We start from the raw sequence: 24292 nt of genomic DNA, 5'->3' as shown, positions 1-24292 counted from the left end.
ATTGTAAAATTTGTAATTAATGCAGGGTTTAACCACATGAAAGTAGAATATTGTTAGTATCTGTAAATCCAGTCTGAGTAAAAGAGGCTTGGATGAGAAAAGTACAACTGAGGTGAATGATGAAGAAATTTAGCTTTGTAATCCTGTTGAGTCTGTTCTGTATAATTTGTTTTTCGAGTGAAGGAAATGCTGCAGCCATACAGTCGAAGATCATTCTTGATGGCAATGAAATAAGCATGCCTGCTAATGTACAGATTCAAGTCGTGAATGAGAATGTTATGATCCCGATTCGTGTCGTTGTTGAGAATCTGAAGTTCAAAGTAGATTGGGATCCAAAGTCACAAGGCGTCAAGATTCAACAAGATAACAAGATCATATCGTTAACGGTCAATCGCCAAGAAGCGACGGTTGATAGCAAACCGGTCATATTAAATGCTTCACCTCAAGTTCAGAATGAAACGGTGGTAGTTCCCATTCGTTTTGTAAGTGAACAAATGGGACTTGGGGTGAGTTGGGATAACATGGATAAAACAGTTTACCTGACAAGTGGTAATAGGGAGTCTATTCAAGATGGACAACCCGTTAGTGGAAGACCAACAACAGAAAATGCAACTGAATCAGTGGAAGTTCCCGTTGTCGACGGTGGCGAAGGGATTGCGTCTTCTCCAAAGCATGTTAGTGGTATAAATTTTGTGAATAATCAACTCATTGTATCTATGGATGGCGAAGTGACACCACGGATATCTACAATGAAGAATCCTGATCGTATTGTGGTGGATCTACCGAACACGGCATTCGCTGATTCTTTTGGTTCAATGAACACACTAGATTCAGGATGGAGAGGTACATTAGAAGGTATCGATTATCCTAATGTAGCGGAAGTAAGATAATCATTGTTTACACATGATCCTTATCAGGTCCGAGTTGTCATTGCTCTGAATAACCCAAACGCATTCCAACTCATTCACGAAGTGAGTTCTAATATGTTTATTATCGATTTAAACGTTGCCGAAGAGAGTGGTGTTACTGTTCCATCGATTGACGATACTGGACGTAAAGTGGTCGTTATCGATCCAGGTCATGGTGGAAGCGATCCAGGGACATTGAGTATCACGAATAAACATGAGAAGGATTTTAACTTATCGTTATCACTGAAAGTTCAAGCACTTTTACTTAAAGAGCCCAATATTGAGGTAGTTATGACCCGTGAGAGTGACATATATCCTACCCGTACTGAACGAGTACAGTTGGCTAATCAATTAAATGCTGATGTATTTGTCTCTATTCATGGCAACAGTGTTCAATCTTCTCCACAATCGAATGGTACAGAAACTTATTATTACCAACGAAGTAGCAGCAAAGATCTAGCAAATGTCATTCACAAACATTTAGTTAATGCTATAGGTTTGAGAGACCGTGGAGTTAAAAATGAAAGTCTACAAGTAATTAGAGAGACTACAATGCCTGCTGTACTGTTAGAAGTAGGATTCTTAAGTAATCGTTCGGATGAAAAAGCAATGTTATCAGATGATGTGCAGAATAAAGCGGCTCAAGCTATTGTTAATGGGATTAAAGAATATGTAGGTGTTGAGTAAAGAGATAGGTGAGGCGATAGGATGTTTAAGAAAGTTATATTGTTTGTGTCTTTATTAGCGATGGCACCGATTTCTACGGCAAGTACTTTCGCTGCTGATGTACCACTACAGGTGATTGTTAATGAGAAGGGTTATTCTACGTCCCAATTTATCATCAAGGACAATCACGTTTACGCTAGTATCGAGACTATCTCCAGTATGATGGGTGCTTTGAATGGTTGGGTGTTTAAGGATTCTAAATCCGTAAGCTTTATTACACATTTCTCTAACGAAGGTAAATCGGATGAATTGTATACTTGGTATAAAAACTCAAACAAAGTGGAAATAGGTTTGAAGCTAGCTGAAGAAGAGAAAACTCAGAATCTCACAATGCGTACTTCTACTATCATTTCAAAAGAGGACGAGATTCTTCTTCCACTTCGTGAATCTATTAGAGCATTAGGTAAAACTATACACTGGGATAGTAGGACAAATAAGATCACAATTACAGGAAAAATAACTTATTAACTTAATGATACAATTGGCGGCTCTTATAAGATGCACAGTGATTTACACTTTGTAATCTTCACCGTTTTGTCCTACCTCCCTGTGTGCCAGCTTGGTTATATTAGGTATACTAAGGAAGATAGACATTAATAGATGAACAAGTTAAATGAGATAAGGAGATGAGTACAAGTTGAAAAGGAATATCTTTGTGGCAACTGGATTCATAGTTGTCGTTATATTGGGTGTGTATCTTTTTGCGGGAAATACCGACAAAAATGTGCCTAACGAAGTTGACTCCTTAAGCATTAAGCAATTAGTGAATGAATACAGTACTGGCATCTTAGAAGCAAATTCTGCTTCAATCACATCTAAGGAACTTATCGTGACCGATCGCAACAAGAAATCGTTAACTTATGCCTTACCCGAAGACGAGTTTTTTGTTTCCATCGCACCATACGTCAATAATACACACCCATGCGCAACCCACAGCTTGAGTGGCTGCCAAGGGGAAATGGTAGAAGAGGAATTTAGTCTTTTCATCGACGATTCGGAGGGCAATGTAGTATTGAACCAAACCGTGAAATCCCAATCCAATGGATTTATAGATCTGTGGCTACCTCGTGATAAAAAATATCGCATAACCGTCGAACACGATGGGAAAACGGCGAATTCCGAGATTTCTACCTTCGAGAACGATGACACGTGTATTACAACCCTGCAATTAATGGAGAATGAAGACGCCTAGTTATGCTTTGATTAAAGCTGTTGCCACATAGGGTATTTCTGTTTATAGTAAAATCAGATTTGATTTTTCCTATGCACAAAATATAGTAATCTTTCAACTCTTGTTCTCAGAGAAATTGAATACTATAATTAGACGCAACCATGTATGAATGAACTAAAGTACATAGCTTTGAAATAAAGTATCGACAATCGATTAGAAATAACTAACAGGAGTGAGCAAATTGAGTACACAGCTACAGGGAAAACCATTAGAAGGTTTTGCTGAATTTAGTAGAAAAGTAGCCGCAGAAGGTGCGGTGTTATTAAAGAACGAAGGAAATGTTCTTCCATTTCAACATTCCGAAAACGTTTCAATTTTTGGTAGAACTCAAGTTAATTACTATCGTAGCGGTACAGGTTCAGGCGGTAGTGTCCATGTTTCTCATACAACAAATCTGTTAGATAGTCTTCGAAGTAAAGAGAATCTGACAGTTAATGAAGAACTAGCGGCTGCCTATGAAAAGTGGATTGAGAGCAATCCATTTGATAATGGTGGGGGAGGTTGGGCGGCAGAGCCTTGGCACCAGAAGGAAATGCCTTTAACCGATCAGTTAGTAGCAGAAGCTAGAGCTCATTCGACCAAGGCAATCATTGTCATCGGACGCACAGCGGGAGAAGACCAGGATAATGCTGATGAACAAGGAAGCTACCAATTAACAGTAGAAGAAGAAGCGATGATCCAACAGGTAACTGCACATTTTGAACAAACCGTCGTTGTACTCAATGTATCGAATATTATTGATATGAGCTGGATGAACGATGAGCGTTATGTACACCCGATTGCATGCGTGATTTACTCATGGCAAGGTGGGATGGAAGGTGGAAATGCGATTGCTGATGTACTAGCTGGAGAGGTAACACCAAGCGGTAAATTAACGGATACCATCGCCTATTCCATCGAGGATTACCCATCTACTCGCAACTACGGAGATGAATTCAAGAACGTTTATCAAGAAGATATCTATGTTGGATATCGTTATTTTGAGACGTTTTGTCCGGATAAGGTGCAGTTTGAATTCGGTTATGGCTTATCTTATACCCAATTTAAAATAGAGTCTGAAGAAGCTAAACTTACTTCTAACGAAGGACAACAATACGTTGAAATTAACGTAACCGTAACCAATACGGGCTCAACCTTTGCGGGAAAAGAGATTGTACAGGTCTATTATGAAGCACCACAAGGAAAGTTAGGACAACCTGCCAAAGCGCTTGCGGTATTCGGGAAGACCCAAGTCCTTCAACCTGGTGAATCAGAGCGTATTACGATCAGCTTCCCTATTCATTCTATGGCTTCTTATGATGATGCTGGCGTGACAGGTTATTCTTCCGCATACGTGCTGGAAGCGGGTACTTATCGCTTTTATGTTGGAACAAGTGTCAAAAACGTAGAAGGAATTAGCATGGAAGGTCAACAAGGTTACATTGTGGAGACTCCTCAACTGGTAGAACAGCTACAAGAAGCAATGGCGCCGACGGAAGGCTTCACGAGAATGAAACCCGGCAACATTAAGGAAGATGGTTCGTATGAACTAACTTTTGTTGAGGGTCCGGAGCGTAAAATTTCGATGGCAGAACGGATCGAGAAGAACCTTCCTACGACGATTAAACAAACCGGTAATCAAGGATATAAATTAAGAGATGTCTATGACGGAAACGTTGGCATGGAAGCTTTTATTGCTCAGCTCAGTGATGAGGATCTAGCTACAATCGTCAGAGGAGAAGGCATGAGTAGTCCGCTCGTGACATCGGGTACGGCTTCGGCTTTTGGTGGCATAAGTGATAGCTTATTCAATTACGGAATTCCAGTTGCGTGTACCGCAGATGGCCCTTCTGGAATACGTATGGATAGTGGGCAGAAAGCGACCCAAGTTTCCATCGGAACCTTGCTTGCAGCAACTTGGAATACGGAACTGGTCGAAGAGCTATATGTCATGGAAGGCCAAGAATTAGTAAGTTACAACGTAGATGCTCTACTGGGACCGGGTTTAAATATCCGACGCAGTCCGCTAAATGGCCGCAACTTTGAGTACTTTTCAGAGGATCCGCTGATTTCTGGGATCTTTGCTGCTGCGTGTACGCGCGGTATTATGAAGGGTGGATCAAACGCCACACTGAAGCATTTCGCTTGCAATAACCAGGAGAAGTATCGTAGTAAGGTAGATGCAGTCGTATCTGAACGTGCCATTCGTGAGATCTATCTAAAAGGCTTTGAAATCGCGGTGAAAGAAGGCGGCGCGAATTCAATTATGACTTCCTATAATCCGATTAATGGACATTGGGCAGCTTCCAACTATGATATGAATACTACAATTCTACGTGGTGAGTGGGGCTTTAAAGGTATCGTGATGACGGACTGGTGGGCTGTCATGAATGATGTTGCCAATGGCGGAGCAGCAGATCGGAAGAATACGAACTGGATGGTTCGTGCTCAGAACGATCTCTATATGGTTGTTACTAACTATGGAGCAGAAATCAATGCTTATGAAGATAACACCTTAGATTCTCTTGAAAATGGCACGCTAACCCGTGGAGAATTACAGCGCTCTGCTATGAATATTTGTGAATTCATCATGAATGCACCGGTATTCTCTAGAAAACAAGAAATTGTTGAGACAGTAGAACCATTCAAAGCCAATGCATCTCTTGTAACTGATCAAGTTCAATCCCTATCGGATAACGAGCAGGTTAAACCTGTCGTAACGGGATCAAGCTACATGAAGGTAGATCGAGCAGGACAATACCGAATCATCGTTAACATCATGTCTCCGGAACCTGAGTTGGCTCAAAGTGCATGTAATGTGTTACTGAATGATCAATTGATGACGACGATTCAAACCAATGGGACAGAAGGTAAATGGATCAGACAGAAACTTGTGAAAATTGAACTAGAAGCTGGTCTTTATGAGTTGAAATTGGAATTCATCAAACCGGGATTGCAGATCGACTGGATTGAATTTAAACTAGTAGATTAATATTCAAACCCATAAATGGGGTACGGGTATAGAGTAAAAATAAGCAGAGTTAAAATTAAACAAGACATACAAAAAGTAGTAGCACAGACCAAAACCATGGTTTGTGTTACTATTTTTTTATAAAAAATCAATCGTTTTTCCTATCAACTACGTCTTATTTACATGAACATTATTTATAGGATCCATCCCAATACCAGCACTAATAAATAGAGAGAGGGGGGGTATGGTGGGACATACAATGAGTCAAGTCACATCAGAAGATTATGCGCTAATGGATGAAGAAGCTTTTTTTAAACGCTTGTACGTAGAACATCGGAAAATGTATGCCATTGCTTTCAGTTATCTGAGGACAGAAGCAGATGCGCTCGAAATAGTGCAAGAAGCGTCATGTCGGGCATGGATGAAGCGCAAAAAACTTAAGGACGAGCAGGCCTTTACGTCTTGGATAATCCGCATTACCATCAACTGTTGCATGGATGAACTAAGGCGCAAAAAACGCGTGTTTCCAGCAGAGACTCTGGTCGAGGGTGTAACAAAGGAGATGTCTAGCAACGATCGGATTGATTTGGAACAAGCAATGGTTCGAATGAAGCCCAAATATCGACACGCTGTGATCCTAAAATACTATCAGGACATGACAACTGTCGAAATCGCAAAAGTGCTAGAAAAACCAGAGGGGACGATTAAAACTTGGTTACGAGAAGGACTAAAGCAGCTTCGTAATTATCTGTAGAGATACGGGAGGCAAATGAAAATGAATGAAAATGAAGAACGTATCCTTCGTCAGAATGCTGATGAAGTAAACAAGCATGTTGATAATTTACCGGAAATGAAAATTTATAATGCGATGCGAGGTGGAATTATGCGTGGAAAAAAACGCGAGAAGAAACATATCTATTCCTTAGGTATAGGTGCAGTTGTAACCGTAGCGGCAGCGGTGCTTATTACGTTCACATTCTATAAAGAAGTCCCGGTGACGGCACAAGGACAAGCAGTGGATCAGAGTTCCGTTACTAAAGATTGGAATGATTCTGACTTTTTTAAAGCTATATCCATGGATGATCATTCATTCGAAAGCATACTGGATCGCAACCTCATTAAGCCTGTATATCAAAGCGTGGAGAAGGGTTCATTTAAAGTAGGAGTGATGGGTGCCGTCACGGATGGCCGAAAAGTATTTATCCTTTATAGTGTTCAAAATAAGCTGGATAAACCAGCTCATGTTGCAAATGCCTTACTTGAATTTGGCGACATTAAAGCACCATCTATAGGAACGAATTTGACGAATAGTGTCAACCAAATATCCCCTGGCGCAACCAACTATTTCGTATATTCAGCAAAATTACTGCCTTCGGTTTCATACCCGAAAGATGTAAAGTTTAACGTAGCATTGGCAGAGCAATCAGATAATAATAGGAAGAACCATACCAATCTTGATGCATCCTTCGAGCTCGACACTGGCATGTTCAAAGACCAGCAACATAAGTTATCTGCTGAGCGTACCTTGACAGTGGATGGACAAGAAATTAAGATAACGCAAGTCCTGTATACCCCGCTGGGTACCTATGTGGATTTGGAATATGAAAAAGATAACGAAAAACAAATTTTTCAATTAATCAATCCTGTTCTGATCGCTACAAAAGGGGGGAAGACCGAGAAATTATATTATCCCCACCTAACTACATCGTATAATTCTGAAATATATTCGGATGATTCTAAGGCCACACTAGTATACAAGAACATGGAGTATAACCAACCAGACTCCATCTCATTGAAATCATTCGGTATCTCGGCTGTCGATAAGAATCAGATGAAAATTGTTGTCGATCTGAATAAGAAGCAGATTATTAGTGCACCTGGAAATGATCTTGAGCTTGTCGAGCCTTCCCCTGAGAATAATGCAGAAGAGGGTGAAATTCTATTGAGACAAAAGATTGAGATGCAGAATCAAGATTCTCAATTGTTAAATCCGTATCCTTTGTTCGCCGATACTTTCACTGATGCGCAAGGACAAGTGCATGAAAATAATAGAGTCAATAAAACCACTTCGGGGGGCAACTTCGGTGGCCACACAATCTCAAAGTACGGTACCATTGTAAACGAGATTAGTTATCGATTTGGAGAGAATGCTAAGGATTATCCTCAGCCACTTACAATAACGGTTAAACGGTATATGAATCCGATTATGGACACACAGGCTGTAGAGTTATATACGAAGAATTAGGTAGTGACATGTTAAATATGAATTTGCTATAACAAAAGAAAAACGATGGAGTTAGCTGTTGGCAGCTGATCCATCGTTTTTTGTGTTTTGAAATATTCAAAATGTAGATGACTTTAGTTTCTTCCAGCAGCCATTAGCTCTCGAATAGTCACCAACCGATAGCCTTTCGCTGTAAACTCATGGGCTAGTGTTCGAACAGCTTGTACAGTCTGCGAGCGATCTCCATACCCATCATGGAAGATCAAGATACTACCACTTACTAGATAATCCCTTGACTTGTCTATAATATGCTCCACGCCAGGATTATCCCAATCCCGAGCTTCAAGATTAAGAGCACCGATTGTGTCATACCCTGCTTCGCAAGCAAGCCTTAATATATCCTCGTTCTCATCAAAATAAGGTGGTCGAAAGCTACTAACTTTCTGCAACGTTATACTGCGAATGATCTCATCCGTCTTGTGTATTTCTTCAGAAGCTTCATGGATAGGCAAGCCGGGTAATGATGGATGAGAGTATGTATGGTTCCCAATCTCATGTCCTCGATTATGGACTGCTTCGGCAATCGAGCGATTTCGCTCAATTTCTTCTCCAATCATGAAGAATGTTGCTTTTCCAGATACCTCTTGCAATATATCTAACAGTTCGATCGTATACGTGGGATGAGGCCCATCATCAAATGTAAAAGCAATGAGTTTCTCGGTTGTCTCCACCTTGTGAATGATTGTAGCTACATGCATCAACGAATCTCTCCTTATGCTTGGTATGGTCAAGATAATAGTATCATTAATACCCTGAATTGTATGCTCCATTTGAGGAGAAATCATCCTATTTTGGTTACGTTTAAATTATTCCGTTAATGGCAATCTTATAGAGATCACGAATCATCATTTTACCAAATAACACTAATAATAACTATTGGAAAGGACCATAACATTGTCTAACAAGTATTTTCTAGATAAGTATTTAAAAAAATATATTAGGATGTCAGAAAGAGAGTTGACCTATCAGGTTAAATCTAATCTATGGGTGACGCCTGTTCTTTACGTATTCTATTCATTTCTAATATTAAGCGCCGCTTTTTGGGGTGATTTAAACTACATGCTAGGAGATAGATTCAGATCGTATTTTGCCGTAGATTATGAATTAACTCTTTCTCTAGTAAGCACCCTTACTGCAGCAATCTTGTCACTTACCATATTCACATTTAACTTAGTATTGGTTGTTTTTACAACCTTCTCTGGTCAGTTTTCTCCTCGAATGCTTAAGAACTTTATTGCAAGCAAAGCAACACAACGTGTGTTAGGTATTTTTACGGGGAGTTTTATCTACGTTCTCGTATCTTTCCTTTTCCTTAATAAAAGAATCACGGAATACTATTTTGCAGTTCCTATTATTGCAACCTTATTAGCCATTTTGTCGATGGGTGCTTTTATATTCTTTATTAATCATGCCGTAGCTTGGTTACAAGTAAATCAAATGACAGATGACATGAAAAAGGAAGCCTTGAGCATTGTGAAAAGCACCATGGAAAATGAACTGGATCATTACAAAGTGAAAGATTTCATTGATACAGATGCACATATGAGAGAAGGAAAGGGGCAGCAAATTAAAGCAGGTACATCAGGCTATATTCAAATTGTCGACTTTATCGCGATGATCTACGAAGCCCAAAAGGATGACATTGTTCTCAAATTTGAATATACCGTAGGGAACTACGTATATGAAAGTACACCCATTCTAACCTATTGGATGAAAGATGAGTCAACCATCGATGAAGACAAGTATCTTGCATTCTTCAATATTAGAAAGAAACAAACAGAAGTCCAAGATATTGAATTCAGCATGAATAAGCTTGTTGAGGTTGCCATAAGATCGCTTGGGAATAATGATCCTAAAACAGTATCAACTGCACTCTATCAGGTAGGGGAAGTACTTGTCTCGATTGCACAAATAACGGACTTCTCACATTATTTAGTAGATGATGAGAAGAATCTTCGTATTATTTTGCTAAAAAAAGACTTTGACCACTATTTATACAATGGATTGGGGCATATTAGGCACTATGCAAATGGAAGTGTCATCGTTTTAACGGATATTTTAAATGTACTTGATCTAATGGCTAAATCCCTTGATCCAAGCTTTTATCAAAAGGTATGGGAGTTTGCAGTACACATAGCACATGGGTTTGAGAATCTCTTTCTTTTTGATCAAGATAAGCAACAATTTTATCATGTGCTATATAGCTTAGCCATTACCACTGATAATTTAACAGATTATGATCATCTTTTGGAGAAATATAGTAATAAGAAAATACTATAATAGTTGTATCCTCTGATGACAATAAGAAAGCATCCTAACCAGATTGTAATGGTTAGGATGCCTTTTTGTTATTATGACATGTAAAATTCCACGAATGACGTTAGTTCAAGAGTTCAATAAACTTGCTTGCTGCAATAGACAGTGGCAAATTATGCATAAACATGAATCCCACTTGAGATGGTGGCATTTTAATATCTAATTGAATTTCAAAGAGCGAACCATCTTCCAATTCTTTAGAGATGAATTCTTTCGTTACGTAAGAGATCCCAAGTCCTTTTCGCGCAAGTTCAATAAGAAGATCCACGCTTCCTACCTCAATCTCAGGTTTGATCTGATACCCATAACTTTCAAATAATTCCGTGATGGCCATCCGTACCCTACTATTACGTGAAAAAAGGATGATGGGATACTGAAGTAGCTCCTCTAATGAGAGTACTTGATCCTTCAGTTCTGCAAACCTTTCTCCTGCAACAAAACAATCCTGCAACTGAATTCCTCTCATCACTTCTATCTGAGGATCAACAATAGGCATACGAGCGACACCTAAGTCAATTTTACCTTCTTTCAAGAAGGCGATGGTTTCGGGTGTGGTCCCATGATTCAGATGCAACTTGATCCCTGGATACTTCTGGTGATAACGCTCTAGGAAAGGAAGGATATAGTGCTTAAATAAGGAATCACTACCCCCGATCCGTAGCTCTCCACTGTCCAGATTTTTAAGTGCCGCCATCTTTTCTTCTCCCAACGAGATAAGGATCTGAGACTGCTCGATATAGGAATAGAGGGTGGTTCCTTCTGGCGTTAAGGAAACACCTTTGGAATTGCGGTAAAACAAGGTGATGCCTAGGTTATCTTCCAACTGCTTGATGGCGTGACTGACACTTGGCTGAGTGATAAACAACAATTTGGCGGCCTTAGACAAACTTCCTGTCTTCGCGGACCAGTAGAACACTTTGTATAGCTCATAATTTATCATAGACAGTATCTATAGCTCCTGTTAAATATATTAATTACATGTATGGCTCATATTCGTATTATAGTAGATTACAGGAATAGAAACCAGAGCTTACTAATAAGCCTGCTGGAAGGAGTAGAACTATGGATGCTACCACGTTTGTATTGTTTGGAGCGACAGGAGATTTAGCCAAAAGAAAAATTTATCCGGCCTTGTTTAATTTGTTCATCGATCAGAAGCTACCTCAATCCTTTTCCGTGATTGGTCTTGGAAGAAGAGAACTATCTGATAAAGCTTTTCAAACAAATGTAGAACAATCTTTACATGAGTTCTCTCGAAGCAAAGCGAAAGACCCCATGACATTAAAAAACTTCTTGTGTGCATTCAGCTATAGCGTTCTCGATGTAGGCCATAAAGAAGATTATTATACATTAAAAAAGTTAATTGAACGTAAGGAAGAAGAACTCCACGCTGAGCCTAACCGAATGTTCTATTTGTCCGTAGGACCTGAGTTTTTCGAACCGATCGCTGCGAATATCCATGAAATTGGACTAGGTTCTGCAGATGGTTGGAAGCGTCTCGTCATTGAGAAACCGTTCGGAAATGATTTACAGTCTGCTCGTGATCTGAATAGAAACCTGGAACAGGCGTTCACTGAAGACGAAATTTATCGCATCGATCATTATCTTGGTAAGCCGATGATACAGAAGCTAGTGGATCTACAGCAGAGTAATCCAGTTCTCAAGGCATTATTGGACAATCGAAATATAGCTAACGTTCAAATAACAGCAAACGAAACCGTAGGTGTTGAAGAGCGAGCAGGTTATTACGATCATGTGGGTGCTGTAAGAGACATGTTCCAGAACCATATGCTACAAGTTCTCATGATGCTTACGATCCATTTTACAAACAATAATACGTCAGAGGATGTCCGCTTCAAAAAGAAGATGGTGATGGAATCCTTGAAGAGACTGACAAAAGAAGATGTTCATTCGCAAGTTGTTCGTGGGCAGTACGGAGCAGGAAGAATTCATGGGGAATCGGTGGTTGGTTATACAGCCGAGCCCAACATTCCCTTAACCTCAAGAAATGATACCTTTATCGCAGCGAAGCTAGAAATCGATAATTATTTCTGGCGTGGTGTTCCTTTTTACATCCGTACTGGCAAAAGAATGCGTGATAAGTCAACGCGAATCGTAATTGAATTCAAGGAATCATTGAAGCAGTCAGGGACAACAGATGATAACAAAGCACCTAATCTGCTCGTTTTTGAAATCAGCCCCAATGAAGGTATTGCACTTCAATTAAATACAAGAGATCCACTTAATAAAGGGCAATTCAAGCCCATGCAAATTGATTTCCATGAGAAGAGAGACCATATTCCTGAAGCTTATGAGAATTTAATTGCACATGCTCTGAATGGAGATTCAACGTTCTTCGCACATTGGGATGAAGTCGAATTGTCATGGGAATGGGTGCAGCCGATCTTAGATGCATACGAAGAGAACTTAGTGCCACTTCACCACTATGAGGCTGGTACCTACGGTCCCGTACAATCCGATGAGTTGTTAGCGAAGGATGGATATCAATGGTGGTTCAATGAACCAGCTGAACCAGAAATGGATTCCTTACCGAAGGAAATTCAACTACCTATTACACAAAGTATCTAAAATACAACTAAAAAATTGGAGGAATTACGATGAAATTTTTTATCGATACAGCGAATCTAGAAGATATCAAAAAGGCTTATAAAATTGGTGTCTTATCTGGTGTTACAACGAACCCGTCCTTGGTTGCCAAAGAAGGCGTGAAATTCGAAGATCGCATTGCTGAGATTTTACGCGAAGTGCCTGAGGTTGAATCCGTTTCAGCCGAAGTAACACCTGATGCAGAAACAGCTGAAGACATGATCGCGCAAGCGAACGAACTGATCAAGATTAACAACAATGATTCAAACATTACCATTAAGCTTCCGATGACGATTGCAGGGCTAGAAGCATGCCGTTACTTAACGAAGAAAGGTGTCAAAACGAACGTAACGCTGATCTTCACGGTGAACCAAGCCCTTCTGGCTGCGCGCGCTGGTGCAACATATGTATCTCCGTTCCTTGGACGTCTGGATGATATTTCAGAAGATGGTGTCCTACTTGTCTCGAAAATCGCTGAATTGTTCCAAATCCATAACCTGAATGCACAGATCATCGCGGCATCTGTTCGTCATCCGGATCATGTGACACGTGTAGCCATGGCTGGTGCGCATATCGCAACCATTCCTTACTCCGTCATCGAACAAATCTCTAAACATCCACTAACAGATCAAGGTCTTGAGAAATTTGCTGCGGATTGGAGCAAAACAACACAACGTTAAGTTTCATTTTAATATTCACTTAATTATTCACGGGTGTATGAGCGTTTAAGTGTTTTATATGTGTGTGCCAAATAACAGGGAGGTAAGGATGCATGAAGAAACAACAAATTGGTGTGGTAGGACTAGCCGTTATGGGTAAAAACCTAGCTATGAATATTGAAAGTAAAGGGTTCTCTGTTGCAGTGTATAACCGTTCTTCTGAGAAAACAAAAGAACTACTAGAAGAAGCACAAGGGAAAGATTTCGTTGGTACGTACAACATCGAGGAATTCGTCCAATCGTTGGAAAAACCACGTAAAATACTTATTATGGTCAAGGCCGGTCAACCAACGGATGATACCATTAATCAACTCGTTCCTTTTCTCGATCAAGGAGATATTCTGATTGACGGCGGGAATGCCTATTTCCCTGATACACAACGTAGAAATAAAGATCTTCAGGCACAAGGTTTCCGCTTTATCGGCGCTGGTGTTTCTGGAGGCGAAGAGGGAGCATTAAAGGGTCCAGCCATTATGCCAGGTGGGCAAAAGGATGCGTATGAACTGGTAGAACCGATCCTAACCGCGATCTCAGCTAAAGTGAATGGGGATCCATGCTCGACGTATATTGGTGGAGACGGTGCTGGTCATTATGTCAAAATGGTACATAACGGCATTGAATATGGTGATATGCAACTTATTGGCGAAGCGTATCATTTACTCAAAGATGTATTGAACTTGAGCACAAGTGAGTTACATGACATATTTACAGAATGGAACAACGGTGAGCTAGATAGCTATTTGATAGAGATCACGGCTGATATTTTCAAAAAAGTAGACCCTGATACAGGCAAACCGATGGTGGATGTGATTCTCGATTCAGCAGGGCAAAAAGGAACGGGAAAATGGACTAGCCAGAGTGCATTGGATCTAGGTGTTCCATTATCTATCATTACGGAATCTGTCTTTGCACGATTTATGTCCGCTATGAAAGAAGAACGCTTAGCCGCATCTAAGCAACTTAAAGGACCTGCGATCACTAGCTACGACGGTGATCCTAAAGAATTCATTGAAGCTGTTCGCAAAGCTTTATATACAAGTAAAATCGCTTCTTATGCCCAAGGATTTGCGCAAATGAGAGCTGCATCTGATGAGTACCATTGGGATTTGAACTTTGGAAGCATTGCGATGATATTCCGTGGAGGATGTATCATTCGTGCACAATTCCTACAGAATATTAAGGATGCCTATGACAAGAATCCGGCTCTGAACAACTTGTTCTTGGATGACTACTTCAGTCAGATCGTTGATAATTATCAAGAAGCTTGGAGACAAGTGGTCGCGCTTGCCATAACTAGAGGTATTCCAGTGCCTGCTTTTGCGTCTGCATTAGCTTATTATGACAGCTATCGATCTGAGAGACTGCCAGCTAATCTACTGCAAGCCCAAAGGGATTATTTCGGTGCCCATACGTTCCAACGTCTTGATCAAGAGGGAAGCTTTCATTTGCAATGGATGGAGAAGAACGATTAATACGCTAGATTAGTAAAAACTCCACAGTACCCTTGTGTAACGTAGGGCTGTGGTGTTTTTTTTTGGTATATTCGCATTATCCTAAATTTATGATATGGTTATAATTGAAATATAAAGGGTGAGTTCCTAAGTGGCGCCTTGTTTTGTATAACATCTTAGTAGGAGTACCTTGCAAATACAGGAGATGAGGAAGGTTATAATGAGCAACCAACATAACAAAATTGACGTTATCTTAATTGGTGCTGGAATCATGAGTGCTACTTTGGGATCATTATTGAAAGAGTTAGCACCCGATTGGGAAATTAAAGTGTTTGAGAAACTTGCAGATGCAGGAGTAGAAAGCTCTAACGAATGGAACAATGCGGGTACGGGTCATGCAGCACTGTGCGAGCTGAACTATACACCCGAGGAGTCTGACGGATCTATAGATATTAGTAAAGCAATCATCATTAATGAACATTTCCAGATTACAAGACAGTTCTGGTCTTATCTCGTTAACAACAATAGGATTCGTAATCCGCGGGACTTTATCATGCCAATACCCCACATGAGTTTAGTGCAAGAGGAAAAGAATGTAGCATTTTTGAAAAAACGTTATGAAGCACTATCCAACAATCCTCTGTTTCAAGGGATGGAATTTTCCGATGACCCTGAAAAACTGAAGGAATGGATCCCACTGATCATGGAAGGTCGTACATCGAATGAACCGATCGCTGCAACAAAAATTGATTTTGGTACGGATGTTAACTTTGGCGCTTTAACGCGCATGCTGTTTGACCACTTAAAGACTCGAAACGTCGAGATCAACTACAAGCATAGCGTTAAGGATATGAAACGTACCAGCGACGGCTTGTGGAAAGTGAAAGTGCACGATATTGATAACGGTAAATTCGAAACCCATACGGCACAATTTGTTTTTATCGGCGGTGGAGGCGGAAGTCTTCCTTTGCTACAAAAGACGGGCATTCCTGAGTCAAAACATGTCGGTGGGTTCCCGGTAAGTGGGTTATTTATGGTCTGTAACAATCCGGAAGTTGTAGCTCAGCATCATGCAAAAGTATACGGTAAAGCTAAGGTCGGTGCACCTCCAATGTCTGTTCCGCATCTGGATACAAGATATATTGATAACAAAAAAACGTTACTATTTGGACCGTTTGCCGGATTCTCACCAAAGTTCTTGAAAGCGGGTTCATATTTTGATCTGTTAGGTTCCGTTAAACTCAATAATGTCTTCACTATGTTAGCAGCAGGTGTCAAGGAGATGTCATTGACTAAATACCTCATTCAACAAGTACTATTATCAAATGAAAAACGCCTAGAAGAATTACGAGAGTTTATTCCGAATGCGAAAAGAGAAGATTGGGATATCGTCGTAGCAGGCCAACGTGTGCAAGTGATTAAAGATACGGATACGGGCGGGAAAGGAACACTACAATTTGGTACGGAAGTTGTTAGTGCCGCTGATGGTTCGATAGCTGCCTTACTCGGTGCCTCTCCGGGAGCATCTACTGCTGTTCACGTGATGCTTGAGATATTAGAAAAATGCTTCCCACAACATATTAAAGCGTGGGAACCGAAAATAAAAGAGATGATTCCTTCCTATGGTATGTCACTAGTGGATAATCCAGATCTTTTCCAAGAAATTCATACGTCAACAGCACAGACACTTGGTCTAAGCGAAAAAGTGTCGGTCGGTAGTAGAGCAGTACACAAATAAGGTTATACGGAGAACGAGTCACTTATATTATAAGAGACTCGTTTTTCTCTGTTCTGACTCTGTAAGTCTGTGGTGAAATATATGAAGACAGGAAGGTCCAATTGCTGGTTGACAACAAACAATCGAATTGCTAAGATAAACGCATCAATAAATTTTGATATGATAAAGAAGAAGGTGAACCTATGAATAATACAATCATTGATGATGAACCATTACTTACATATGAGCAAAAGTTTAAAGCGCTATCTGATAAAAATCGTTTGAAAATTATATACGAATTAAACCAGAAAGGTAAGGTCTGTGTATGTGAATTAACCGATTTACTTGGTCTACCTCAATCCAAACTTTCCTATCATTTAAAAATGTTATTGGATGTAAATTTGATTCTCATGGAACGAATTGGGAAATGGAATTACTATGAGTTAAATGAAACTGAAATCAAAGGGCTACTGTCAGAACAACTTTGTTGTATTTTTTATCCTAGACCTAAATGAGTTTTTTTAGTTAACATATCAAAAAAAATTGATGGGATGTAAATAGAGTGTTGACCCGGCCCTAGTAGTCGGTTTTTAAATATGATCAAGAAGGAGTTAGTAGCATGCGAGGCACGAACGATTTAACACAAGGTCCTATTATGCCAACTTTAATGAAATTGACTCTTCCCATTATTGCAACCAATTTCATATCAACCACGTATGGGCTCGTCGATATGATCTGGGTTGGAAGACTAGGAAGCGGCCCTGTTGCAGCGATAGGCACAGCAAGTTTTTTTATTAATTTAGCTATTGCTTTATCGACCATGATCACCATTGGAACAGGGATTAAGATTTCACATTGCATGGGAGCGGGACAGAAGGATCATGCTGGAACATATATCAAGAATGGATTTATGATGTCGGTTTTGTTAGGAGTTCTCTATACGATCTTCATCATGCTGACCAAACATCAGCTCATCGGGTTCTTTGATCTTGGAAGTGTTGAAGTTGAGCGTATGGCGAAGGAATTTTTAATGATTTCGACTTTAGGAACTGTATTTTCAATCATGAATACCTTATTTGCCTCCATACTAAACGCTATGGGGAATAGTAAGTTGCCTTTTCACATCTTTTCGATCGGACTTGTTGTTAATATCATCCTCGATCCGATTCTCATTTTTGGAGTGGGTAAATTTGATGGTTGGGGTGTCGCAGGAGCAGCTATTGCAACGTTAATCGCCAATCTATTAGTGACATGTTTATTTGTCTTCCAATCAAGAAATTCGGAGTTAATCTCTCGACCGACCCCCTGGGACAGCCGTCAGATGAAAGAAGTCATTCAAATGGGGATTCCAATCACGATCCAACGAGTCACATTTACGATCATTTCCATTATTATTGCGAGGATCATTGTTCGCTTTGGAGCTGAAGCTATTGCGGTTCAGAAGATCGGAATTCAAATTGAATCCATCTCTTACATGACCATCGGTGGACTTCAAGGAGCGATTGCTGCCTTCTTTGGTCAAAACTATGGTGCTCGTCGATTAGATCGATTGAATCTAGGTTATCATAAAGCGTTGGTGCTAACTTCTATTTTCGGTATTATCATATCGTTTATATTCATCATATTCCCACAGCAACTCTTTTCACTGTTCTTATCTGATGAGGTGAGCTTAAAGCTAGGTACCGATTATATGCGGATCATTGGCTTCTCCCAATTGTTCATGTGTCTGGAATTGATGACTGTGGGGGCTTTTAATGGTATTGGGAAGACACATATTCCACCGATATTCAGTATTGTTTTTACGGCACTACGGATTCCATTGGCGTTAATATTATCCGAACCTTTTGGTTTAAATGGTGTGTGGATGTCGATTGCTCTAAGCAGTGTGTTCAAGGGTGTGATTCTGGTCTTATGGTTTAGAAGATCTTTGCACAGAATGAATGAATCACAAGTTAACATATAAAGGACGGTAATGAACAATGGCATTGTTAAATCGTAAGCTCATTTCGCATCTCATCGACAATAAGTTAGAAATAGATCTAATGCGAGGTCAATTTGGTCTGGAAAAAGAAAATGTTAGAGTCGATCAAGACGGTAATCTCGCGCTAACACCACACCCGAAAGCTTTTGGCCATAAAACGGAGAACCCATATATCAAGACGGATTTCTCAGAGAGTCAAATTGAAATGATTACACCACCCTTTGATTCCATTCATGAGACATATCGTTTCATGGAGGCGTTGCAAGACATTGTTTCTCTAGAGTTGAACGGAGAATATTTGTGGCCAAGCAGCAATCCCCCCATGTTACCTAAGGAAACAGAAATACCGATTGCTAAGATGAATAATCCGGTAGAGGACAAATATAGACATCAATTAGCAGATAAATATGGTCGGAAAAGACAAATGCTGAGTGGAATTCATTATAACTTTTCCTTTGATGAGAGATTTCTCAGAAGATTCTATGAAACGTGGGATCATCACGAAGACTATAAAGATTTCAAAGATGCCATCTATTTAAAAATAGCCCGTAACCTATTGAGGTATCGATGGCTTCTCATCTATTTGACAGGTGCAAGTCCTGTCTTTGATAAAACATATATCTCACAATGCGTCGCACGAGGAGAATCAGATGACGAGAACAGCTATTATTTTCAAAATATGAATTCACTTCGTAATAGCGAATGCGGTTATCGGAATGAAAAACCTCTCCATGTGTCTTTTAATTCGATAGAGGAATATGTCCACGATTTGAACGGGTTGATTCAATCTGAAGAATTACTAAGTGTAAAAGAATTTTATAGTCCCGTAAGACTGAAAACCGCAAAAGGTGAATCTCCCCTTCAGGAATTAATGCAAGATGGGATAGCCTATTTGGAGTTTCGTTTTATTGATTTGAACCCTCTCTACAACATAGGTGTTAGTAAAGAAACGCTGGAGTTCATTCATTTGTTTACCATTCTTGTGCTACTCAAGAATGATGAACCCTTCAGTAAAGATGATCAAAAGATGGCTGACATGAATCATGATCAACTCATCATGGAAGGGATACAGGGTACTTTACATGACCATGAGAATGGTTCGATGACAATGGCGGAGATGGCATTAACTTGTATCCAAGAAATGCAACAAATGGTACAGCTCTTAATGCCTAACGACGATAAATTCTCACAGATCTTGTATACAGCAAGACAGAAGGTTCTTCATCCTGAGAAGAGTTTCGCTTCTATTGTGAAATCTGAAATTCAACAAACATCCTATGTAACCTATCATTTGGATAAAGCGAAGCATTATGCTCAGGAAAGCTTAGCCAATGGGTACCGGTTCGCTGGATATGAGGATCTTGAGCTATCCACACAGTTGCTATTGAAGGCGGCGGTTAAACGTGGCATTCATTTTCAATTCGTAGATCGAGATGAAAACTTCGTAGTCCTATCCAAAGGTGATCATAAAGAGTACGTGAAACAAGCGACAAAGACATCATTGGATTCCTACAGTACGGTATTAATTATGGAGAATAAAATCGTTACGAAAGAAGTTCTCAAGTTACAAGGAATTCGTGTTCCAACGGGAGAGGTATTTCGAAATCTTAGAGAAGCTATGGACGCATATGAAACTTATCGTGACCAATCGATTGTGATCAAGCCGAAATCAACCAATTTCGGATTAGGAATTACCATCTTTAATGGTCCTTTTTCAGAAGAAGATTATCAAAAAGCATTACACATGGCATTTGAACATGATCAGACGGTTCTCCTAGAGGAATTCATTACTGGAAAAGAATATCGGTTTCTTGTGATGGGGGATGAGGTTGTCGGGATATTGCATCGCGTTCCTGCTAATGTAATCGGAAACGGTACGCTCACGATTGAGCAACTCGTTCATGCTAAGAACAAGGATCCGCTTAGAGGTCAGGGATACAAGACACCCTTAGAGAAAATTCAGATCGGTGAAGCAGAAGAGATGTTTATGAAAAATCACTCTAACAGTTGGAACGATATACCTTCATCTGGTCAGATCATCTATTTACGCGAGAACTCGAATATCAGTACCGGTGGAGACAGTATTGATTACACGGATGATATACCTGAAAGCTATAAGAAGCTTGCCATTCAGTCCGCGAAAGCAGCAGGAGCCACGATATGTGGTGTGGATATGATGATTGACGATGTCAGAGAAGAAGCAAACGATACCAATTACTGCGTGATTGAAATTAACTTTAATCCTGCAATTCATATTCACTGTTATCCCTATAAAGGTAACAATCGAAAAGCGGATGAAAAGATTCTTGATCTGTTGTTTGACGAAACAAACATGTTGAAAAAATAAAAAGGGTATGGTACTATACTTTCAAATTAATGATTGGGGTTGAAAAGTAGAATGTAGAATTTCTTGCTGACAATGTAAATGAATAAAACACGGATTGCGTTATTTCGCACGTTTTATTTTTTATATGCAAGAAAGTTACTTCTTCTTTTCACTCAAACGATATATTCTACTAACGCCATCTCCATCTCTATTGGGGAGGGATCGTTTATGTATTTTATTTGAGCTACAGAAAGGTAACTTTCTTGTAGCTCTTATTTTTGTATACAGGAGGATATTGTATGTCATTAATTAATGTTACTAACTTAACCTTTGCCTATGATGGCAGTTACGACAATATATTTGAGAATGTCAGTTTTCAAATTGATACTGATTGGAAACTAGGGTTCACAGGAAGAAACGGTAGGGGAAAGACTACTTTTCTCAACTTATTGCTGGGTAAACTTGAATACAGCGGGAATATATCTGCACACGTTCAGTTTGAATATTTCCCTTTTCATGTTAAGAACAAGGAGAGTCATACTCTAGATGTCATCAACGACATTTTTCCGGATTACATTCACTGGAAACTGATGCGGGAACTTACATTGTTAAAGGTGTCTGAGGATGTTTTATATCGACCTTTTGATTCATTGTCTAATGGTGAGCAAACCAAAGTGTTATTGGCTGCATTATTTATTAAAGAAAATCGCTTTCTGTTGATTGATGAACCAACTAATCATCTTGATTTGACAGCTAGAAAACTAGTCAGTGATTACCTCAATACTAAAAGTGGATATATTCTGGTATCTCACGATAGATCATTTCTGGATAACTGTATAGACCACACCCTTTCAATTAATAAGACCAACATCGAAATACAAAAAGGTAATTTCTCAAGTTGGTGGGAAAATAAAACGAGACAAGATCACTTTGAGTTAGCTGAGAACGAGAAATTAATGAATGATATTAAACGTTTGTCAGGTTCTGCTAAAAAGACGAGCAATTGGTCTCACGAAGTGGAAAAAACGAAAAACGGAACAAGAAATTCCGGGTCTAAGGTAGATAAAGGATATATAGGTCACAAAGCTGCTAAAATGATGAAACGCTCTAAAGTCATTGAGCAAAGACAGCAATCGGCTATTCATGAGAAGTCCAAGCTCCTGAAGAATATCGAAAACGCTGAGAGCCTAGAAATTACGCAACTTGCATGGCATAAAAAACTACTTACTGAACTAGAGAATGTTTCGATTGTTTACGGCGATAAGATGGTGTGCGAAAATATCAGTTTTACGATAGAGCAGGGCGATCGCATTGCGCTCTCGGGTAATAATGGCTCTGGCAAATCGAGTATCATCAAACTTATTTGTGGTGAGGATTTAAACTATACAGGTCTCTTCAGGAAAGATAATCAGTTAAAAATATCTTACGTTTCACAAGACACATCTCATCTCCAAGGTAATTTAGCAGACTATGCGGCAGACACCGGGATTGATGAGAGCTTATTTAAATCGATTCTAAGAAAACTGGATTTCTCCAGAGTTCAATTCGAGAAGGATATGACGGATTTTAGCGGAGGGCAAAAGAAGAAGGTTCTTTTTGTAGAGCATGATAAGGAATTTTGTGATCGTGTAGCTACACAAATCATCACACTTTAGCGAGTAACTAAACGCTTAGGTGAATTACACAAGAATCCAGTATACACCGCGAATTCAATAATCGCGTATATACTGGATTCTTTCAATTTATAGGTTCAATTTTATTAAATTAAGAGGTAATGTTGATCAATCCGGGTCAATGCTTAGAATGCGACAGGCAACGAGTCTAACCCTTGAGAACTTAATGTGAAGTTCCATTGGACGTCTTCACGAGGGATGTTAAGTCGCAAGTTAGGCAAGCGATTCAGCAAGGTGGTGAACGCAATGTCGGCTTCCACACGAGCTAAGGGTGCACCAAGACACATGTGAATCCCATGCCCAAAGGCAAGATGACGATTGATTTTCCGAGTGACATCTAATTCCTCAGATTGTGAGAACTGGTTCTCGTCACGGTTCGCTGACTTTAAGACGGGAATGACGATTTCGCCTTTTTTGATCAATTGACCACCTAATTCAATATCTGTGGTAGCAAACCGTGGTCCTGCAATTGTAGACGGTCCATTGAAACGAAGAAGTTCTTCGATGGCCGAAGGAACCAAGCTAAGGTCGGATTTAAGCTTGTCCAATTGTTCGGGATGATCCAATAACATCATACTTCCCGTGGCGATCAGATTCGAGGTCGTTTCGTGACCAGCGAAGATCAATAGCGTAATCATCGAGACCAGTTCATCTATACTAAGACGGTCGCCTTCTTCTTCAATAGCGATCAACTGGCTGATCAAGTCATCGGCAGGATCCTTACGTTTGTTTTCCACTAGCTGTGCGGTGTATTCACCAAAGGCATGAAGGCTCTCCTCGACTTCCGGTTCTTTTCTTCCAAGACCCAATCCGTGAGCAAGTGTCCCTGACCAAATGTGGATCTGAGAACGGTCAGCTTGTGGTACTCCTAGCATTTCACAAATAACGTTGATGGGTAATGGGTAAGCATAGTCTTTTACAAGGTCCATCTGGCCTTGATCTTGTACCTGATCGAGTAATTCATCGGCAATTTCCTGTATACGTGACGTGGGCGCAAGCTCTCCATATATCGTGGAGTAAATGCTTTAGATACGAGAACACGTAACCGGCGATGATCAGGTTCATCAACAAAGAGCATCGATTTCCCAGTGAAGAACGTAGGAGGTGCGGTTGGATCATCACCAGCTAAGCCCTCTCTGTAGTCATTGCTACCTCCGATAGAGGAAGGGTCGACTGTAAACTGAACATGGTCCTTAAGTACTTGCATAGATTCTTCCATACGTGTAACCATCCAAGCTTGGACATTCGGACCACCCATTGGAAAAGGAATTGGGCTAACTGCGTTCATTGCCCGCATTTTGGCGAATACCGCAAACGGATTTTCATTGCTTTCACCGCTAAATAGATTGAGTGCCTCCGGAACAATTTGATCGGGTGATTTCATGTGATCATACTTTCTAGCA

General features: G+C 40.0%; 20 protein-coding genes. 16 read left to right on the top strand and 4 right to left on the bottom strand.

The features are described from left to right. Window positions 1-116: 116 nt before the first annotated feature. The 7 genes from AC1D7X_RS16645 (at window position 117) to AC1D7X_RS16615 (ending at window position 8060) form a co-directional block, all read left to right on the top strand. A complete protein-coding gene (locus tag AC1D7X_RS16645) occupies window positions 117-890 on the top strand; it encodes a stalk domain-containing protein (protein WP_495456684.1) in 774 nt (257 codons plus the stop codon). 3 nt (window positions 891-893) lie between these two features. Continuing rightward, the gene (locus tag AC1D7X_RS16640; protein ID WP_495475681.1) at window positions 894-1595 is read left to right on the top strand and encodes an N-acetylmuramoyl-L-alanine amidase family protein; all 702 of its coding nucleotides are present in this window, start codon (window positions 894-896) and stop codon (window positions 1593-1595) included. A gap of 21 nt (window positions 1596-1616) precedes the next feature. Next, window positions 1617-2102, top strand: coding sequence for a stalk domain-containing protein (locus AC1D7X_RS16635; protein WP_495475680.1), 486 nt, complete (start codon window positions 1617-1619; stop codon window positions 2100-2102). A 169-nt stretch (window positions 2103-2271) separates the two neighbouring features. Next, on the top strand, window positions 2272-2826 hold the full coding sequence (locus AC1D7X_RS16630) for a CueP family metal-binding protein (RefSeq protein ID WP_495456688.1): 555 nt from the start codon (window positions 2272-2274) through the stop codon (window positions 2824-2826). Between the two features lie 220 nt (window positions 2827-3046). Beyond that, window positions 3047-5836: a glycoside hydrolase family 3 C-terminal domain-containing protein gene (locus tag AC1D7X_RS16625; protein WP_495475679.1), complete on the top strand. Its 2790-nt coding sequence runs from the start codon at window positions 3047-3049 to the stop codon at window positions 5834-5836. A 238-nt stretch (window positions 5837-6074) separates the two neighbouring features. Then, the gene (locus tag AC1D7X_RS16620) at window positions 6075-6569 is read left to right on the top strand and encodes a sigma-70 family RNA polymerase sigma factor (protein ID WP_495475678.1); all 495 of its coding nucleotides are present in this window, start codon (window positions 6075-6077) and stop codon (window positions 6567-6569) included. Between the two features lie 21 nt (window positions 6570-6590). Next, complete coding sequence (locus tag AC1D7X_RS16615; protein ID WP_495475677.1) at window positions 6591-8060, top strand: hypothetical protein; 1470 nt, start codon at window positions 6591-6593, stop codon at window positions 8058-8060. Window positions 8061-8173: 113 nt separating this feature from the next. Here the strand turns inward: AC1D7X_RS16615 and AC1D7X_RS16610 are convergent, their stop codons facing one another. After that, window positions 8174-8797: a polysaccharide deacetylase family protein gene (locus tag AC1D7X_RS16610; RefSeq protein WP_495475676.1), complete on the bottom strand. Its 624-nt coding sequence runs from the start codon at window positions 8795-8797 to the stop codon at window positions 8174-8176. A 244-nt stretch (window positions 8798-9041) separates the two neighbouring features. Between AC1D7X_RS16610 and AC1D7X_RS16605 the strand changes: the two genes are divergently transcribed. Beyond that, window positions 9042-10379, top strand: coding sequence for a DUF2254 domain-containing protein (locus AC1D7X_RS16605; RefSeq protein WP_495475720.1), 1338 nt, complete (start codon window positions 9042-9044; stop codon window positions 10377-10379). A 100-nt stretch (window positions 10380-10479) separates the two neighbouring features. Here the strand turns inward: AC1D7X_RS16605 and AC1D7X_RS16600 are convergent, their stop codons facing one another. Beyond that, entirely contained in the window at window positions 10480-11355 is an 876-nt protein-coding gene (locus tag AC1D7X_RS16600) for a LysR family transcriptional regulator (RefSeq protein ID WP_495475675.1), read from the bottom strand. Window positions 11356-11477: 122 nt separating this feature from the next. Here AC1D7X_RS16600 and zwf point away from each other — a divergent pair, with 122 nt between their 5' ends. The 8 genes from zwf (at window position 11478) to abc-f (ending at window position 22871) form a co-directional block, all read left to right on the top strand. Further along, window positions 11478-13004, top strand: a complete 1527-nt coding sequence (gene zwf, locus AC1D7X_RS16595) for a glucose-6-phosphate dehydrogenase (protein WP_495475674.1) — start codon at window positions 11478-11480, stop codon at window positions 13002-13004. A 29-nt stretch (window positions 13005-13033) separates the two neighbouring features. Continuing rightward, the gene (gene fsa / locus AC1D7X_RS16590) at window positions 13034-13702 is read left to right on the top strand and encodes a fructose-6-phosphate aldolase (RefSeq protein WP_495456695.1); all 669 of its coding nucleotides are present in this window, start codon (window positions 13034-13036) and stop codon (window positions 13700-13702) included. 92 nt (window positions 13703-13794) lie between these two features. Beyond that, window positions 13795-15213 carry an NADP-dependent phosphogluconate dehydrogenase gene (gene gnd / locus AC1D7X_RS16585; RefSeq protein WP_495475673.1) on the top strand — a complete coding sequence of 473 codons (1419 nt, stop codon included), beginning with the start codon at window positions 13795-13797 and terminating at the stop codon, window positions 15211-15213. Window positions 15214-15397: 184 nt separating this feature from the next. After that, the gene (locus AC1D7X_RS16580; RefSeq protein WP_495456697.1) at window positions 15398-16930 is read left to right on the top strand and encodes a malate:quinone oxidoreductase; all 1533 of its coding nucleotides are present in this window, start codon (window positions 15398-15400) and stop codon (window positions 16928-16930) included. A 182-nt stretch (window positions 16931-17112) separates the two neighbouring features. Next, window positions 17113-17424 carry an ArsR/SmtB family transcription factor gene (locus AC1D7X_RS16575; protein ID WP_495475672.1) on the top strand — a complete coding sequence of 104 codons (312 nt, stop codon included), beginning with the start codon at window positions 17113-17115 and terminating at the stop codon, window positions 17422-17424. Between the two features lie 104 nt (window positions 17425-17528). Further along, complete coding sequence (locus AC1D7X_RS16570; RefSeq protein WP_495475671.1) at window positions 17529-18872, top strand: MATE family efflux transporter; 1344 nt, start codon at window positions 17529-17531, stop codon at window positions 18870-18872. 16 nt (window positions 18873-18888) lie between these two features. Further along, window positions 18889-21237 (top strand): bifunctional glutamate--cysteine ligase GshA/glutathione synthetase GshB, encoded by a 2349-nt coding sequence (gene gshAB, locus AC1D7X_RS16565; RefSeq protein WP_495475670.1) that lies wholly within the window; start codon window positions 18889-18891, stop codon window positions 21235-21237. Window positions 21238-21515: 278 nt separating this feature from the next. Continuing rightward, window positions 21516-22871, top strand: a complete 1356-nt coding sequence (abc-f, locus tag AC1D7X_RS16560) for a ribosomal protection-like ABC-F family protein (RefSeq protein ID WP_495475669.1) — start codon at window positions 21516-21518, stop codon at window positions 22869-22871. A 143-nt stretch (window positions 22872-23014) separates the two neighbouring features. On the opposite strand, the gene AC1D7X_RS16555 is transcribed toward abc-f, so the two are convergent. After that, entirely contained in the window at window positions 23015-23818 is an 804-nt protein-coding gene (locus AC1D7X_RS16555) for a cytochrome P450 (protein ID WP_495475668.1), read from the bottom strand. Continuing rightward, window positions 23806-24273 (bottom strand): hypothetical protein, encoded by a 468-nt coding sequence (locus tag AC1D7X_RS16550; RefSeq protein ID WP_495475667.1) that lies wholly within the window; start codon window positions 24271-24273, stop codon window positions 23806-23808. Before AC1D7X_RS16550 ends, AC1D7X_RS16555 begins: the two co-directional genes overlap by 13 nt. Window positions 24274-24292 lie beyond the last annotated feature (19 nt).

The organism is Paenibacillus sp. Y568 (assembly GCF_059445545.1).
This window is presented reverse-complemented; position numbering and strand designations above follow the sequence as displayed.

What these genes read in the sequence shown, in the direction of transcription:
- AC1D7X_RS16645 (WP_495456684.1), top strand. Translation starts at nt 117, where the DNA reads ATGATGAAGAAATTTAGCTTTGTAATCCTGTTGAGTCTGTTCTGTATA.
- AC1D7X_RS16635 (WP_495475680.1), top strand. Translation starts at nt 1,617, where the DNA reads ATGTTTAAGAAAGTTATATTGTTTGTGTCTTTATTAGCGATGGCACCG.
- AC1D7X_RS16620 (WP_495475678.1), top strand. Translation starts at nt 6,075, where the DNA reads ATGAGTCAAGTCACATCAGAAGATTATGCGCTAATGGATGAAGAAGCT.
- AC1D7X_RS16615 (WP_495475677.1), top strand. Translation starts at nt 6,591, where the DNA reads ATGAATGAAAATGAAGAACGTATCCTTCGTCAGAATGCTGATGAAGTA.
- AC1D7X_RS16610 (WP_495475676.1), bottom strand. Translation starts at nt 8,797, where the DNA reads ATGCATGTAGCTACAATCATTCACAAGGTGGAGACAACCGAGAAACTC.
- AC1D7X_RS16605 (WP_495475720.1), top strand. Translation starts at nt 9,042, where the DNA reads ATGTCAGAAAGAGAGTTGACCTATCAGGTTAAATCTAATCTATGGGTG.
- AC1D7X_RS16600 (WP_495475675.1), bottom strand. Translation starts at nt 11,355, where the DNA reads ATGATAAATTATGAGCTATACAAAGTGTTCTACTGGTCCGCGAAGACA.
- zwf (WP_495475674.1), top strand. Translation starts at nt 11,478, where the DNA reads ATGGATGCTACCACGTTTGTATTGTTTGGAGCGACAGGAGATTTAGCC.
- fsa (WP_495456695.1), top strand. Translation starts at nt 13,034, where the DNA reads ATGAAATTTTTTATCGATACAGCGAATCTAGAAGATATCAAAAAGGCT.
- gnd (WP_495475673.1), top strand. Translation starts at nt 13,795, where the DNA reads ATGAAGAAACAACAAATTGGTGTGGTAGGACTAGCCGTTATGGGTAAA.
- AC1D7X_RS16580 (WP_495456697.1), top strand. Translation starts at nt 15,398, where the DNA reads ATGAGGAAGGTTATAATGAGCAACCAACATAACAAAATTGACGTTATC.
- AC1D7X_RS16575 (WP_495475672.1), top strand. Translation starts at nt 17,113, where the DNA reads ATGAATAATACAATCATTGATGATGAACCATTACTTACATATGAGCAA.
- AC1D7X_RS16570 (WP_495475671.1), top strand. Translation starts at nt 17,529, where the DNA reads ATGCGAGGCACGAACGATTTAACACAAGGTCCTATTATGCCAACTTTA.
- gshAB (WP_495475670.1), top strand. Translation starts at nt 18,889, where the DNA reads ATGGCATTGTTAAATCGTAAGCTCATTTCGCATCTCATCGACAATAAG.
- abc-f (WP_495475669.1), top strand. Translation starts at nt 21,516, where the DNA reads ATGTCATTAATTAATGTTACTAACTTAACCTTTGCCTATGATGGCAGT.
- AC1D7X_RS16555 (WP_495475668.1), bottom strand. Translation starts at nt 23,818, where the DNA reads ATGGACCTTGTAAAAGACTATGCTTACCCATTACCCATCAACGTTATT.
- AC1D7X_RS16550 (WP_495475667.1), bottom strand. Translation starts at nt 24,273, where the DNA reads ATGAAATCACCCGATCAAATTGTTCCGGAGGCACTCAATCTATTTAGC.